General features: G+C 72.2%; 10 protein-coding genes and 2 pseudogenes. 4 read left to right on the forward strand and 8 right to left on the reverse strand.

Annotated elements, in window-relative coordinates:
• From PSH25_RS20255 to PSH25_RS20265, 3 genes are all read right to left on the reverse strand, one after another.
• The coding region (locus tag PSH25_RS20255; protein WP_238660590.1) for a transglutaminase TgpA family protein at window positions 1-1927 on the reverse strand (1927 nt) is incomplete at its 3' end.
• Between the two features lie 16 nt (window positions 1928-1943).
• The gene (locus tag PSH25_RS20260) at window positions 1944-3242 is read right to left on the reverse strand and encodes a DUF58 domain-containing protein (RefSeq protein ID WP_238660592.1); all 1299 of its coding nucleotides are present in this window, start codon (window positions 3240-3242) and stop codon (window positions 1944-1946) included.
• Between the two features lies 1 nt (window position 3243).
• Complete coding sequence (locus tag PSH25_RS20265; RefSeq protein ID WP_238660593.1) at window positions 3244-4296, reverse strand: AAA family ATPase; 1053 nt, start codon at window positions 4294-4296, stop codon at window positions 3244-3246.
• 403 nt (window positions 4297-4699) lie between these two features.
• On the opposite strand from PSH25_RS20265, the gene leuS reads away from it, so the two are divergent.
• Window positions 4700-7540, forward strand: a complete 2841-nt coding sequence (leuS, locus tag PSH25_RS20270; RefSeq protein WP_238660594.1) for a leucine--tRNA ligase — start codon at window positions 4700-4702, stop codon at window positions 7538-7540.
• Between the two features lie 184 nt (window positions 7541-7724).
• Here leuS and PSH25_RS20275 read toward each other — a convergent pair whose 3' ends face one another.
• The 5 genes from PSH25_RS20275 to PSH25_RS20295 form a co-directional block, all read right to left on the reverse strand.
• A complete protein-coding gene (locus PSH25_RS20275) occupies window positions 7725-7928 on the reverse strand; it encodes a hypothetical protein (protein WP_238660595.1) in 204 nt (67 codons plus the stop codon).
• Between the two features lie 119 nt (window positions 7929-8047).
• A complete protein-coding gene (locus PSH25_RS20280) occupies window positions 8048-8884 on the reverse strand; it encodes an aminoglycoside phosphotransferase family protein (RefSeq protein WP_372492819.1) in 837 nt (278 codons plus the stop codon).
• On the reverse strand, window positions 8842-9525 hold the full coding sequence (locus PSH25_RS20285; RefSeq protein ID WP_238660596.1) for a TVP38/TMEM64 family protein: 684 nt from the start codon (window positions 9523-9525) through the stop codon (window positions 8842-8844). The genes PSH25_RS20280 and PSH25_RS20285 overlap by 43 nt, the downstream gene beginning before the upstream one ends.
• Entirely contained in the window at window positions 9522-10241 is a 720-nt protein-coding gene (locus PSH25_RS20290; protein WP_238660597.1) for a type 1 glutamine amidotransferase, read from the reverse strand. The genes PSH25_RS20285 and PSH25_RS20290 overlap by 4 nt, the downstream gene beginning before the upstream one ends.
• Window positions 10231-11478: a MurT ligase domain-containing protein gene (locus tag PSH25_RS20295; protein WP_091407686.1), complete on the reverse strand. Its 1248-nt coding sequence runs from the start codon at window positions 11476-11478 to the stop codon at window positions 10231-10233. The genes PSH25_RS20290 and PSH25_RS20295 overlap by 11 nt, the downstream gene beginning before the upstream one ends.
• Before the next feature lie 355 nt (window positions 11479-11833).
• Between PSH25_RS20295 and mraZ the strand changes: the two genes are divergently transcribed.
• The 3 genes and pseudogenes from mraZ to PSH25_RS20310 all read left to right on the forward strand — a co-directional run.
• Window positions 11834-12265: a division/cell wall cluster transcriptional repressor MraZ gene (gene mraZ, locus PSH25_RS20300; RefSeq protein ID WP_030488958.1), complete on the forward strand. Its 432-nt coding sequence runs from the start codon at window positions 11834-11836 to the stop codon at window positions 12263-12265.
• 206 nt (window positions 12266-12471) lie between these two features.
• Window positions 12472-13582, forward strand: a pseudogene (rsmH, locus tag PSH25_RS20305) (16S rRNA (cytosine(1402)-N(4))-methyltransferase RsmH).
• Window positions 13572-13803 (forward strand): annotated as a pseudogene (locus PSH25_RS20310) (hypothetical protein); the annotation flags it as partial. The pseudogenes rsmH and PSH25_RS20310, both read left to right, overlap by 11 nt.

Genomic DNA, 13803 nt, shown 5'->3' on the forward strand with positions numbered 1-13803 from the left:
GGGCCATCCGGCCCAGCGCCGGAACCGCGAGCAGCACCATCAGGGCCACCAGGCCCGCTGCCCACCAGGGCCAGACCGGTGCCTGCTCGGTCGGCGTCGTCCCGCCGAGGGCGACCCCGTCGTCGGTGTCCCGGTCGGCGTTGTCCGGGCCGGCGGGCCCGGCCGAGGCCTCCGGGCCCGTCGGGGTGTCCGTGGCGCCGGTGTCCGGGCTGGACGGCTCAGGTGCGTCCGTGTCCGGCGCCCAGGCGGACCGGGTGGAGCCGGGCACCCCGTACGCCGGGGTGGCGTCGAACGGCACCCAACCGGCCCCGTCGAAGTAGACCTCGGTCCACGCGTGCAGGTTGAGGTTGGTCAGCGTGAAGGTGTCACCGTCGCGCTTGCTGCCGTTGGTGAACCCGAACGCCACCCGGGCCGGGATGCCGGCCGAGCGGACCAGCCAGGCCATCGCGGCCGCGTACTGCTGGCAGTAGCCGACCTTGTTGGTCAGGAAGTTGACGATGTCCTGACCGCTGCTGCCGCTCTCGGTGCTCAACCGGTAGCTGAACCCGTTGTCCGCCGAGAAGTGCTGGTAGATCGCCAGCACCCGGTCGTAGTCCGTGCGCTTGCCCTGGACCAGCCCCTTGACCAGCTCCTCCACCTCGGGCACCGACCCGGGAGTGGCGGTCATCTGTCGGCGTACGGGGTGGTCGGTGGGCAGTGGTTGCGCGGCCCGCAACGCCGCGGGCGTGAAGGTCGAGCGGACGTAGTCGAAGGAGTACTTCCGACCCCGGGAGTTCTCCCGGTTGGAGAAGACGACCTGCTGGTTGGTGTCGTAGAGCCAGTTGTCGCTGAGGTCGTCGGTGCGGGTCGGCTCCGCGTACACCGGCATCAGCGACATGCTCAGGCTCTTGGTGACCTCGACGGTCGCCTGGTAGGTGGTCTGCTGCACGCCTCGACCGGCCCGGTCGGCCGGGTTCGGCAGGTCCCGGTTGACCGACCGGCCGCTGGGGCTGCGCGCCTGGAAACCAGCGGGGCGCAGCTCGTCGGCGACCGCGTAGCGCAGGTAGAACGGGTTCGGCTCGGACGTGGTCACCTTGACCAGGTCGGCCACCTGGGACTGGTTGAGCTGGCCGGCGAGCGAGGCGAACAGGTCGATGCGACCCGACGTGCCGCCCGAGCCGGCCCCGTTGCCGGTGCCGTTGCCCGGCCCCCGGCTGAGCGAGTCGAGCAGCCCGCCGGTCATGCCGGGCACGGCCAGCGGCAGCACCACCGCCAGGGCCACCCCGACCGCCGCGAGCCGGCGGCCGGCGGACGCCAGGGGGGACGCTTCCCACACGTCGACGTCGCGGCCGTCACCGGTGAACCGGCGTCCGAAGCGGCGTACCCGGTCGACGTTGTCGGTGACCAGCAGCCAGAGGTAACCGGCGGCGCCCACCACGAACGGCATGGCGGGGACGCTGTCCACGTAGACGGCGACCGGCACCGAGTAGATGGCGAGCATCGGCAGCCCCGCCAGCGCGGGCCGGCGCAGCCCCACGGCCAGGACGTCCACCAGCACGGCGACCCCGCCGACGCCGAGCACGGCGATGAACAGCAGCGGGTCGGTGTCCGGGACCTCGACCCCGTACGAGCGCATGTCCTGCATGGAGCCGGCGAGCAGGTCGCCGAAGTACGCGAGCGTGCCCGGGGTGGGCAGGATCGCGAGCAGCTCCTCGCCGCTGGGGAACAACCAGGTCAGGGCGAGCACCAGGCCGGCAAGCATGCCCAGCACCTGACCCCACACTGGTGCCCGGGCGAGTCGGGTCAGCGCGGCCACCCCGGTCACCACGGCGACCGCGATGATGGACTCGATCAACCACGTCCAGCCCTGGAAGATGGCCGACAGCGGCGCGGCGGCCAGCAGCGTGGCGGCGGCCGCCACCACGCCGATGTTCCGACTGCTGATCATGAGGGGAGCCTTCCGTTCATCGCACACCGCCGGCGACCGTCTCGGCCAGCGCGGCCCGCAGGGCGAACCCCTGGGCGCCCCGCCCGGCCTGCGGCCACAGCGCCGGCAGTCGGCCGCCGTGGTCGACGCCGACGATCCGCCAGCCACTCTGCAACATGGCGAGGACGGCGGCGGCGTGGGCGTGCTCCGCCTCGGCCCGGGCCTTCTCCGGCAGGCTCAGCCAGGTGGAGCTGTTCAGCAGGAAGCCGACGCAGGTGGCGCCGTTGCCGCGCAACCCGGCCAGCAGCTCCGCCTCGGCCACGCTCACCGTGCCGAACAGGCCGATGATCAGACCACCGTCGGCGCGTTGGCGGACCCGCTGCACGAGGCCGGTGACCTCGGCGCGCTGATCCAGTCGTACCTCCGCGAGGTGGTCGAGCAGCGCCCCGTCCCCGCCGGCCTCCGAGGCGTCCACATCTGCCCCCGAGCCGGTGACCAGGCGCAACTTGTAACCGGCCTGACGCAGGTGGACGGCGATGCTCGCGGCGGCCGAGACCGACCACTCGAAACTGGCCGTCGGCCCCTCGCCGCGGTGGCCGTACGCCCGGGTGTCCAGGACGACGGTGGCCCGGCTCTCCCACGGTTGCTCCTCGCGGCGCACCATCAGCTCGCCGGTGCGGGCGGTGGACTTCCAGTGCACCCGGCGCAGGTCGTCGCCGCGCCGGTACTCCCGGGTCGCCGCGTCGTCCTCGCCGTGCACCGCCACCGAGCGGGCCCGGCTGTCGCCGCTGCCCGCGTACTCCCCGGGGAGCCGGACCGACGGCAGCGGGGTGACCTGCGGGATGACCGTCAGGTGGTCGGTGCTGGGGAAGGAGCGGGTGAGCTCGCAGAGGCCGAACGGGTCGGTCATCCGAACGACCAGCGGGCCCACGTCGTAGCGGCCCCGCACGTCGGCCCGCACCGTGTACGCCACGGAGCTGGCCTGGTGCGCGCCGAGCCGCTCCAACACCACCCGGGGCCGGCTGCCCAGCGCGTAGGGCAGCCGATCCTCCAGCAGCAGGGTGCCGGTCGGCAGCCGGGAGAGGTTCTGGAGGCGCAGCACCACCCGGGAGTTGGCGCCGACCGGAACCCGGTGCGGGTCCAAGGAACGGTTGCAGGCCAGCTTGTAACGGCTCCGCCCGACGTAGGCGGCGGCCAGCAACGGCAGGATGGCCAACAGCACGGCCACCCGGAGCAGGTCCTTCTCGCCGAGGATGCCGGCCGAGATCGCCGCCGCGACCGCAGCGGCGAGGAAGGAGCGCCCGCGGGTGGTCAGCCCGCGTAGCCCGGCACGCACGTCATGGCCTCCGCGGCTCGTAGGGCGCGCGACCGTTGCCGCTGGCGGGCCGGGTGTCGTACGGGTTGCGCTGCCGGTCGTGTGGCAGCGGCAGGCGGTGCACCAGCTCGGAGACGATCGCGTCGGTGGTGCGACGGGCGAGCTGCGCGTCGGCGGTCGGGATGATCCGGTGGGCTAGCACCGGCACCGCCAGGGCCTGCAGGTCGTCGGGGAGGACGTAGTCGCGGCCCTCCAGGGCGGCGACCGCCCGGGCGGTGCGCAGCAGTTGCAGGGTCGCCCGGGGGGACGCGCCGAGCCGCAGGTCGGGGGCCTCGCGGGTGGCGGTGACCAGGTCGATCGCGTACTGCTTGACGGCGTCCGCGACGTGCACCTGCCGGACGGTGGCGATCAGCTGCCGGACGATGGCCGCGTCGGAGACCGCGCGCAGCTCGTGCAGCGGGTCGGTGGCGCCGTGCCCGTCGAGCATGGCCAGCTCGGCGTTGGAGTCCGGGTAACCCATCGCGATGCGGGCGGTGAACCGGTCGCGCTGCGCCTCCGGCAGCGGGTAGGTCCCCTCCATCTCGATCGGGTTCTGGGTGGCGATCACCATGAACGGGGTCTGGAGCTGGTACGTCACCCCGTCGACGGTGACCTGCCGCTCCTCCATGCACTCCAGCAACGCCGACTGGGTCTTCGGCGAGGCGCGGTTGATCTCGTCGCCGACCACCAGGTTGGCGAACACGGCGCCCGGACGGAACTCGAAGTCGTGCGTCTCCTGGTTGTAGACGCTGACCCCGGTGACGTCGCTGGGCAGCAGGTCGGGGGTGAATTGGATCCGCCGCACGGTGCAGTCGATGGACCGCGCGAGGGCCTTGGCCAGCTTGGTCTTGCCGACACCCGGGACGTCTTCGATCAGGAGGTGACCCTCGGCGAGCAGGACGGCCAGGGCGAGCCGCACGGTGGCGGTCTTACCCTCGATGACCTGCTCGATGTTGGCCACGATGGCCTCGCTGGCGGCGCGGAACTCGTCGTGCGGCAACAGGCCGCCCACCTCGTCCCAGGTCTGTTGTGTCACGGGCCTCCTCCTCGTCGCCGTCACGGCAGCTCTCTAGAGAGCACCTGGACCCGCCGTTGGGTTCGCGACGTCGAGCCTCGTTTGCCGCAGGAATCTCACTAGTCTCTCAGGCTAACCATGTTTGTCGTTATCGCCGACCCCCGCAGGTAGTCCGTCGGTTACGCACCGATATTCGCCAGCTCGGGGGAACGGGCCCGACCCGACCCGGGGGCCGACAGGACGAACCGTGGGCGAGGTACACTGCGGGGCATGGCCGGAGTCTTCCTGCTTCTTACCGGGCCGTGCTGATGCGCTGAACGCAGCGACAGCACGGCGGCCCCTCCTGCGCGAGGGGCTTTTTTGTGCCCGCCGCCGGCCCGGCCCGGTGGTGCCGAGACGAAGCGAAGCGAAGCGAGGAGAGACGATGAGTGAGGCAGCCGCACCGGCGGGCGACATTCCCCCGTTCCGGTACACCGCAGCCCTGGCCGACGAGATCGAGATTCGTTGGCAGGACACCTGGGCGCGCGAGGGCACCTTCCACGCACCGAACCCGACCGGCCCGCTGGCCGACCCGACCCACCCGCGCGCGGGCGCGGAGAAGCTGTACGTGCTGGACATGTTCCCGTACCCCTCCGGAGCGGGCCTGCACGTCGGCCACCCGCTGGGTTACATCGGCACCGACTGCTACGCCCGCTACCAGCGGATGGCCGGCCGCAACGTGCTGCACGCGATGGGCTTCGACGCGTTCGGCCTGCCCGCCGAGCAGTACGCGGTGCAGACCGGCACCCACCCCCGGACCACCACTGTCGCGAACATCGAGCGGTACAAGGCGCAGCTGCGCCGGCTGGGGCTGGCGCACGACGAGCGCCGCTCGGTGGCCACCATCGACACCGACTTCTACCGCTGGACCCAGTGGATCTTCCTGCAGATCTTCAACTCCTGGTACGACCGCGACGCCGGCCGGGCCCGTCCGATCGCCGAGCTGATCGCCGAGTTCGAGGGCGGTAACCGGCCCACCCCGGACGGCCGCGCCTGGGCCGAGCTGAGCGTCGCCGAGCGCCGCCAGGTCGTCGACGACCACCGCCTGGCGTACGTCTCGCAGGCGCCGGTGAACTGGTGCCCGGGGCTGGGCACCGTGCTGGCCAACGAGGAGGTCACCGCCGACGGCCGTTCCGAGCGGGGCAACTTCCCGGTCTTCAAGCGCAACCTGAAGCAGTGGATGATGCGGATCACCGCGTACGGCGACCGGCTGCTGGACGACCTGGACAGCCTGGACTGGCCCGAGCCGATCAAGCTGATGCAGCGCAACTGGATCGGCCGCTCCACCGGCGCCCACATCGACTTCCCGACCACCGCGGCGCCGGTGCGGGTGTTCACGACCCGCCCGGACACCGTCTTCGGCGCCACCTACATGGTGCTGGCGCCCGAGCACGAGCTGGTCGACACACTGGCGCCGGCCAACTGGCCGGACGGGACGAGGGACGCCTGGACCGGCGGGCACGCCAGCCCCCGGGAGGCCGTCGAGGCGTACCGCAAGGCGGCGGCGGCCAAGACCGACGTCGAGCGGCAGTCCGACACCAAGGAGAAGACCGGCGTCTTCATCGGCGCGTACGCCACCAACCCGGTCACCGGTGGGCAGATCCCGATCTTCATCGCCGACTACGTGCTGGCCGGCTACGGCACCGGCGCGATCATGGCGGTGCCGGCACAGGACGAGCGGGACTGGGCGTTCGCCGAGGTCTTCGAGCTGCCCATCGTCCGTACCGTGCAGCCGGCGGAGGGCTTCGACGGCAAGGCGTACACCGGGGACGGCCCGGCGATCAACAGCGCCGCGCCCGAGCGCGGCCTGGACCTGAACGGCCTGGGGGTGGCCGACGCCAAGGCGGCGATCATCGCCTGGCTGGAGGCGAACGGGCACGGCAGCGGCGCGGTGACCTACCGGCTGCGCGACTGGCTGTTCTCCCGGCAGCGTTACTGGGGCGAACCCTTCCCGATCGTGTACGACGAGACCGGCGCGGCCATCGCCCTGCCGGAGGAGATGCTGCCGGTCGAGCTGCCGGAGGTGGACGACTTCTCCCCGAAGACGTTCGACGCCGACGACGCCAACAGCAACCCGGAGACCCCGCTGTCGCGGCGGCGCGACTGGGTCGAGGTCGAACTGGACCTGGGTGACGGGCCGAAGCGCTACACCCGGGAAACCAACGTGATGCCGCAGTGGGCCGGCTCCTGCTGGTACGAGCTGCGCTACCTGGACCCGACCAACAGCGAGCGGTTCGTCGACGCGGAGAACGAGCGGTACTGGATGGGTCCGCGCGCCGACGGTGACTGCGGGGGCACCGACCTGTACGTCGGTGGCGCCGAGCACGCCGTGCTGCACCTGCTGTACGCGCGGTTCTGGCACAAGGTGCTGTTCGACCTGGGGCACGTGTCGTCGTTCGAGCCGTTCCGCAAGCTGTTCAACCAGGGCATGATCCAGGCGTACGCGTACACCGACTCGCGCGGCAGCTACGTGCAGGCCGAGGAGGTCTTCGAGCGCGACGGCGCCTACTACCTGGGCGACCTGGAGGTCAACCGCGAGTACGGCAAGATGGGCAAGTCGCTGAAGAACGTGGTGACCCCCGACGACATGTGCGCCGCCTACGGCGCGGACACCTTCCGGGTGTACGAGATGTCGATGGGCCCGCTGGAGGTCTCCCGCCCCTGGGAGACCCGGGCGGTGGTCGGCTCGTACCGGTTCCTGCAGCGGGTGTGGCGGGCCGTCGTCGACGAGCAGACCGGCGCGCTGCGGATCACCGAGGACCCGGCCGACGAGGCGACCCGCCGGCTGCTGCACAAGGTGATCGACGGGGTCCGTGGCGACATGGACGGCATCCGTTTCAACACCGCCATCGCCAAGCTGATCGAGCTGACCAACGGGCTGACCCGACTGTCGGCCACGCCCCGCGAGGTGGCCGAGCCGCTGGTGCTGATGGTGGCGCCGTTCGCCCCGCACGTGGCCGAGGAGCTGTGGCGCAAGCTGGGCCACGACACGTCGCTGACGTACGCGGACTTCCCGACCGCCGACCCGGCGCTGCTGGTGGCCGACACGGTGACCTACCCGGTGCAGGTCAACGGCAAGGTCCGTGGCCGCATCGAGGTTCCCGCCGACGCCGCCGAGGAGACCGTCCGCGCGGCGGCCCTGGACGCGGTGGCCGCGGCCCTGGCCGGCAGGGAACCCGGCAAGGTCATCGTGGTCAAGGGCCGGATGGTCTCGGTCGTCGCCTGACGCGAGCGATACGCCCCGTGACGTCCACGGAGGCGGGCACCGCGTTGAGCGTGATGACTCAGAGGCATACTGATGCCTCTGAGTCATCACGCCTTCCGGCGCATCCCCCGCCGGTCGCGGCACCACCGGCTCGTGCAGTCGCCGGATCAGCTCGACCAGCCGCCCGGCGGTTGCGCTCCGGTGGTCACGGGCAGGGCGGCAGTGGCGGCAGCCGGTCCGGGCGCGGCAGCGAGTACGCGTGCTGCTGTGCGGGGTCCGAGTTGTTGTCCGGGTCCACCAGCAGCGCCTCGCCCGAGACGACCGCGTGGGCGTGATCGGCGGTCAGCCGCACGTACGACCCGGTTCGCAGGTCGGCCACGTACCCACCCAGGTGGTACTGGAAGATCACCAGGTCCCCCGACGGCGGTGGGCGTGGCCACCGTGTGGAAGGGGTCGACGGTCGGGGGCCCGGTGGCAACGAGGTAGCGGCCGACACGGTGACCTACCCGGTGCAGGTCAACGGCAAGGTCAGTGGACCTGTCGCCCCGGCGGAGGACAGGCGGTCGCCGCTACGACGCTGCGATGGGTGTACAGCCAGTTGTGCCAGCGGCGTATTCCGTCGACCACGCCTGAGGCGCGCAGCCGGAGCATGGCCGGCTCGCCGCGCTGGGCGCCGGCGTCGATGCCCCGCCAGGTGCTCCCGATCTGATCGAGCATCACGTCCACCAGCTCACCCCGGTCCAGTGCCGGCGCCGCCGCCTCGTAGGCGTCGCAGAGAACGCGACACCGTCGGCCCAGTTCGGCGGGGTCGGCGTCCTCACCCAACGCCGCCCAGTGCCAGCCGGCGAACGCCACGTCCTCGATCCGCCGGCCCGGCGCGGCCAGGTCCCAGTCGAGGAAGGCAACCGGGAGCGGCCCGACGGGGAAGTCCCGGTACACCGTGTTCTTCGGGGACAGGTCGCGGTGGCACACGGTCTCGGCGTCGCCGGACAGGTCGGTGTCCGCGCACGCGTCGTGCAGCCGCCGGATCAGCTGGCCCAGCCGCACCAGCGCCGGGTCGGCGAAGAATTCGGGGTCCTCCCGGTCCCGCCACGGCACCCGCCCCGCGACGTAGCTGAGCATCTGCCGACCGTGGGCGTCGACGCCCAGGTGGCGGGGCGCGAGGTCCGCGCCCACCCCGGCCAGGTGGCGCAGCAGCGCGCCGACGAAGTCCAGGTTGGCGGGCGGGGTACGTCGTACCGTGTCGCCGACCCGGACCACGGCGGCGATGAATCCGCCGGTGAGTGGCTCCTCGGCAGAGCTGTCGGTCGGCTCGGGCACGGTCATACCGGCATGCGACGGCGCTGGCGCTCGGCGCGCCACCACTTGTGGATGAGCACGAGGCTGGCGATCAGGCCGAGGCTGGCCGGGGCGGCGGCGTACCAGTTGACGTGGCCGGGGGTGCTGACCGCCGCGCCGATCGCCGCGTACCCGAAGGCGGTCGGCGCGGACGCGATCACGCTGCCGGCCAGGAACGGCAGCACCCGGGCGCCGGTCGTGCCGTAGCCGTAGCTGACCAGCCCGAAGCCGGCGATCGGCAGCAGCCGGACGGTGACCACACCGACCACGCTCTGCCGGGCGAACCAGCCGTCGAGGCGGGCCAGCCGACCGCGGACCCGTTCGGCTACGAACTCCCGACCGAGCAACCGGCCGACCGTGAACCCGATCGCCGCGGCCACCAGCGCGGCGCCCAGGGCGTACGCGGCGCCCTCCAGGGGACCGAAGATCGCGCCCGCGGCGAGCGTGATGAAGGTCCGGGGCACCAGCGCGACCAGCAGCAGCGCGCCCCCGAGGATCGCCGCCACCGGGGCGAGGTCGCCCAGCCGGTCGGCGACCAGCGGCAGCTGCGCCGGATCCGGCCGGGGCACCAGGAGCAGCAGTAACCCGCAGCCGCCGATCAGCAGCACGAGCAGGGCGAACCGGGCGGCCGACGGCTGCCGGAGCAGCCGCCGGACGGCACGGATCATGCCCGGGCGGCGGCCACCGCGGAGCGGCGCTCGTTGCGGAGCCGGTCCGACCAGGTGTCGTCCAACGGCGGGAGCTGGTGTGCCCCGGTGGCCCAGCGCAGCAGCAGGTCGGCCAGGGCCGGGTTGCGAGCCAGCGCCGGCCCGTGCGAGTAGGTGCCGAGCAGCTTGCCGCGCCAGGCGCCCTCGGTGGCGCTGTCGTTGCCCACCCCGGCGGTGACCCGGGCCAACGGGGAGACCTCCGGACCGAGGTGGGTGCGGCCGCCGTGGTTCTCGAAACCGGTCAGCGGGGGTAGACCCAGCCGCGGGTCGATCTCACCGGCCAGCTCGCCCACGGCCCGGCTCTCGCCCCGGTCGGAGTACAGGTCGAGCAGCTCCAGCCCGCGGCACTGCACGCCCTTGGCGAAGAACGAGGTGCCGAGCAGTTGGTAGCCGGCGCAGACGCCGAACACGACCGAGCCCTGGGCGACCGCGCGGTGCAGGCCGCCGTCGGCGAGCAGGCGCTGGGCGCCGAGCGCCTGCGGGCCGTCCTCGCCGCCGCCGACCAGGTAGATGTCGGCGGTCGCGGGCAGCCGCTCGTCGGAGCGGACCTCCAGCACCTCGACCGGCATCCCGCGCTGACGGGCCCGCCGGGCGAGGATCAGGGCGTTGCCCCGGTCTCCGTAGGTGGAGAGCAGGTCGGGGTAGATCCAGACGATTCGCAGACTCTCAGATGACACGGTCCAACTCCGCTCGGATGTCCTGGAACGCGGTGTAGTTCGCGATGACCTCCAGCCGCCCGGGCGGGACCGACCGGAGCGCGTCGTCGAACGTGCGGACGTGCTGGAACGGCACGTCGTTGACGTCCAGCCGGACCGCCAGGTCGTAGGCCCGGTCGCCGGTGATCAACACCTGTCGGCCACGGAGCGGGGCGAAGTCGACGTCGTACAGCCAGGAGGTGTCCAGACCGTCGGGGTCGCGCGCGTTGATGGAGAGCAGAGTCGGCGCGTCGTCGGCCATGTCGAACGCCTCCAGCCAACTGGCCGGGTTCTTGGCCAGCAGCAGCCGGATGTTGCGCCCGTCCTTGTCGACCTGCGCGTAGCGGCCGGCCACCGAGGTGACGATGCCGAGGCGGGACACCGCGTCGACCGGGCGGACGCCGAACTCGGCGGCCACCGCCAGCGCGGTCGCCGCGTTGCCGAGGTTGACCTTGCCGGGCAGCTGGAGGGAGACCTTGTGCCAGGCGCCGGTGGGGTCGAGCACGCCCTCGTCCTCGACGACCCAGTGCGGCTCCGGTCGGCGCAGCGGGCAACCGGTGCACCACCACTGCTCGCCGGAGCGCTGGATGGTGGAGCCGCACTCCGGGCAGACCCAGGAGTCGTCGTGCCAGCGCTGGCCGGCGCTGAACCACGTCACGTGCGGCGGGTTGATGCCCCGAGCCGGGTCGCCCGGCGGGGTGGCGGCCCACACCACCAGCGGGTCGTCGGCGTTGGCGACCACCCGTACGTCGGTGTGCCGGACCAGCGCCGCGCGCCAGAGCTGCGCCATCATGGCGACCTCCTTGGCGCGGTCGAGCTGGTCGCGGGAGAGGTTCAGCAGCGCGACCACGTGCGGCTCGGTCGCCTCCAGCACCTGGGCGAGGTAGTGCTCGTCGACCTCCAGCACGGCGTACGGGGTGCTGCCGGCCTTGGCCAGCGCCGAGGTGTGCCCACTGGGCATGTTGGCGCCGAACGAGTTGGTGGCGACCCGGCCGAGCACGCCGACCGCGGCGGAGGTCAACCGCGTGGTGGTGGTCTTGCCGTTGGTGCCGGAGACGAGCGCGATCGCCCGCCCGGCCGACAGGTGGGCCAGCAGGTCCGGGTCGATCTTCAGGCCGATCCACCCGCCGATCACCGAACCGTCGCCACGGCCGGCGGCCCGGGAGAGCGCCGCGGCGGTCCGTGACACGGAGCTGGCCACCTTGGCCCGTAGGGGCATTTTCGCGTCCGTCACGCGAGCGAGGTTACCGGACCGCCCGCCCCACCAGATCGCCGCCGACGGTGAACCGTTCGGCCGTGGTGGCTGTGCGGGTGGCCGGGTCGGCGTCCTCCGGACGGAGTCGATCTATGTCGGAAAGCGGACCACGCCGAGGGGCGGCTGCTGCCCTCCACTCCGCTCCACCCCTTGTGACGTGCGGTTTTGCCCCCGGGCCAGGCGCGCCACGCGGGCGAATTTGGTTGCGGGTGGAGGGAAGTGGAGTAGAGTGGGGACCAATGGTGAGGCCGGGAGGGCTCACCGGCCCGGGGGGTCAGCGGCGCCGCGAACGCCGCTCAAGGGCGAGGGGGTTGGGCCGGTGTTTCTCGGCACCCACACTCCGCGCCTGGACGAAAAGGGCCGGTTGATCCTTCCGGCCAAGTTCCGGGATGAGCTGGCGGGGGGTGTCGTGGTCACCAAAGGGCAGGAGCGCTGCCTCTACGTCTTCCCGACTCCTGAGTTCCAGCGGATCGCGGAGCAGTTGCGCGCACAGCCGATGACCCACAAGGCGGCTCGGGCCTACAGCCGGGTCTTCTTCGCCAGCGCGCACGACGAGGTTCCGGACAAGCAGGGTCGGGTGACCATCCCGGCCCACCTGCGGGCCTATGCCGCGCTTGACCGCGAGTTGGTGGTCATCGGCGCGAGCACGCGGGTGGAGATCTGGGACAAGGTCGCCTGGGAGACCTACCTCGCCGAGAGCGAAGACGACTTCGCCGACATCGAGGAGGGGGTGCTGCCCGGCGGTCTGTAGGGCGGTAACGGCGCCCGACGTACTGCGAGATCTCCAGCCGCTTTCGAGTTCCTGGCATCACTTCCCCGGTGCCAGGCGCACGATCCAGTCATCGGGCGACGGTCCGGTGTCAGGCGGGAGCGGATGGGGATCTGGCGGTACGACGGCAGCGCCGTCCGACGACAGGCGCACGAGAAGAACGGACGTTTCAACCAGTGGGGGTCATCATGGGGGAGTTGCGCGGCACGCACGTGCCGGTGCTGCTCGAGCGGTGTCTCGAGCTGCTGGCCCCCGCGCTGGGTCGAGGCGGCCGGACGGTCCACGTCGACGCGACGCTCGGCCTGGCCGGGCACGCCGAGGCGGTGCTGGAGGCGCATCCGGAGACGGTCCTGATCGGGCTCGACCGGGACACCGAGGCGCTCGCCCACGCGCGGGTCCGACTGGCCCGGTTCGCCGATCGGGTGCACCTGGAGCACGCCGTCTACGACGAGTTGCCGGACGTGCTGGACCGGCTGGGCTATCCGGCCATCGACGGCATCCTGTTCGACCTGGGTGTCTCGTCGTTGCAGTTGGACGCGCCCGACCGCGGGTTCGCGTACGCCCAGGACGCGCCGCTGGACATGCGGATGGACCAGACCCGGGGGGTGACCGCCGAAGAGGTGGTCAACACGTACGCCCATCCGGACCTGGCCCGGGTGCTGCGGGTCTACGGCGAGGAGAAGTTCGCCGGTCGGATCGCCTCGGCGATCATCCGGCAGCGGGAGCGGGCCCGGATCACCTCGTCCGCGCTCCTGGCGGAGCTGGTTCGCGACTCCATCCCGGCACCAGCCCGACGAACGGGTGGGCACCCGGCAAAGAGAACGTTTCAGGCTTTACGGATCGAGGTAAACAGAGAGCTGGCAGCGCTGGAGACAGCGTTGCCATCCGCACTCGACGCACTGACCGTGGGCGGTCGCATGGTGGTCCTGTCCTACCACTCGCTGGAGGACAGGCTCACCAAGGCGGCCCTCACGGACCGGGTCCGCAGTAAGGGCCCGGTTGACCTCCCGGTCGAGCTTCCCGGGTCGGGTCCGACGTTCCGGCTGCTCAGCCGGGGCGCCGAACTGCCCGGGGAGGCGGAGGTCGCCGCGAACCCGCGGGCCGCCTCGGTGCGGCTGCGGGCCGCGGAGCGACTCGACCCGAACGCGACAGAGCAGGGGCGGACCGACCGCGAACGGTCTCGCCGAAGGGTGAAGGGAATGCACCAACCGGGCACGGAGTCCGCCTGATCCGTGGGGGGTCAGGGGCACCGGGACGGCTAGAGGGACGGATGTTGAGGGGGAGGGACATGAGCATTGACAAGCGCGACCGCCGGGACGTCACCGGCGGCGGGCAGCGCGCACCGCGGTCGGGGGGCCGGATCGCGGCGGAGCGGGCTCCGCGCCTCGGAAACGGTACGCCACGCATCGATCGAGTGAACCGGCAGGGGGAGACTCGCGCCCGGGGGGCGCGCGAGTTCCCGACTCAGGGCACCGCCGCGCTGCGCCCGGTCGAGAAGGCCGCCAGCGCGGCCGGCGCCC

This window comes from Micromonospora foliorum, assembly GCF_022229015.1.
Lineage (GTDB): Bacteria > Actinomycetota > Actinomycetes > Mycobacteriales > Micromonosporaceae > Micromonospora > Micromonospora foliorum.

What these genes read in the sequence shown, in the direction of transcription:
- leuS (WP_238660594.1), top strand. Translation starts at nt 4,700, where the DNA reads ATGAGTGAGGCAGCCGCACCGGCGGGCGACATTCCCCCGTTCCGGTAC.
- PSH25_RS20285 (WP_238660596.1), bottom strand. Translation starts at nt 9,525, where the DNA reads ATGATCCGTGCCGTCCGGCGGCTGCTCCGGCAGCCGTCGGCCGCCCGG.
- PSH25_RS20295 (WP_091407686.1), bottom strand. Translation starts at nt 11,478, where the DNA reads ATGCCCCTACGGGCCAAGGTGGCCAGCTCCGTGTCACGGACCGCCGCG.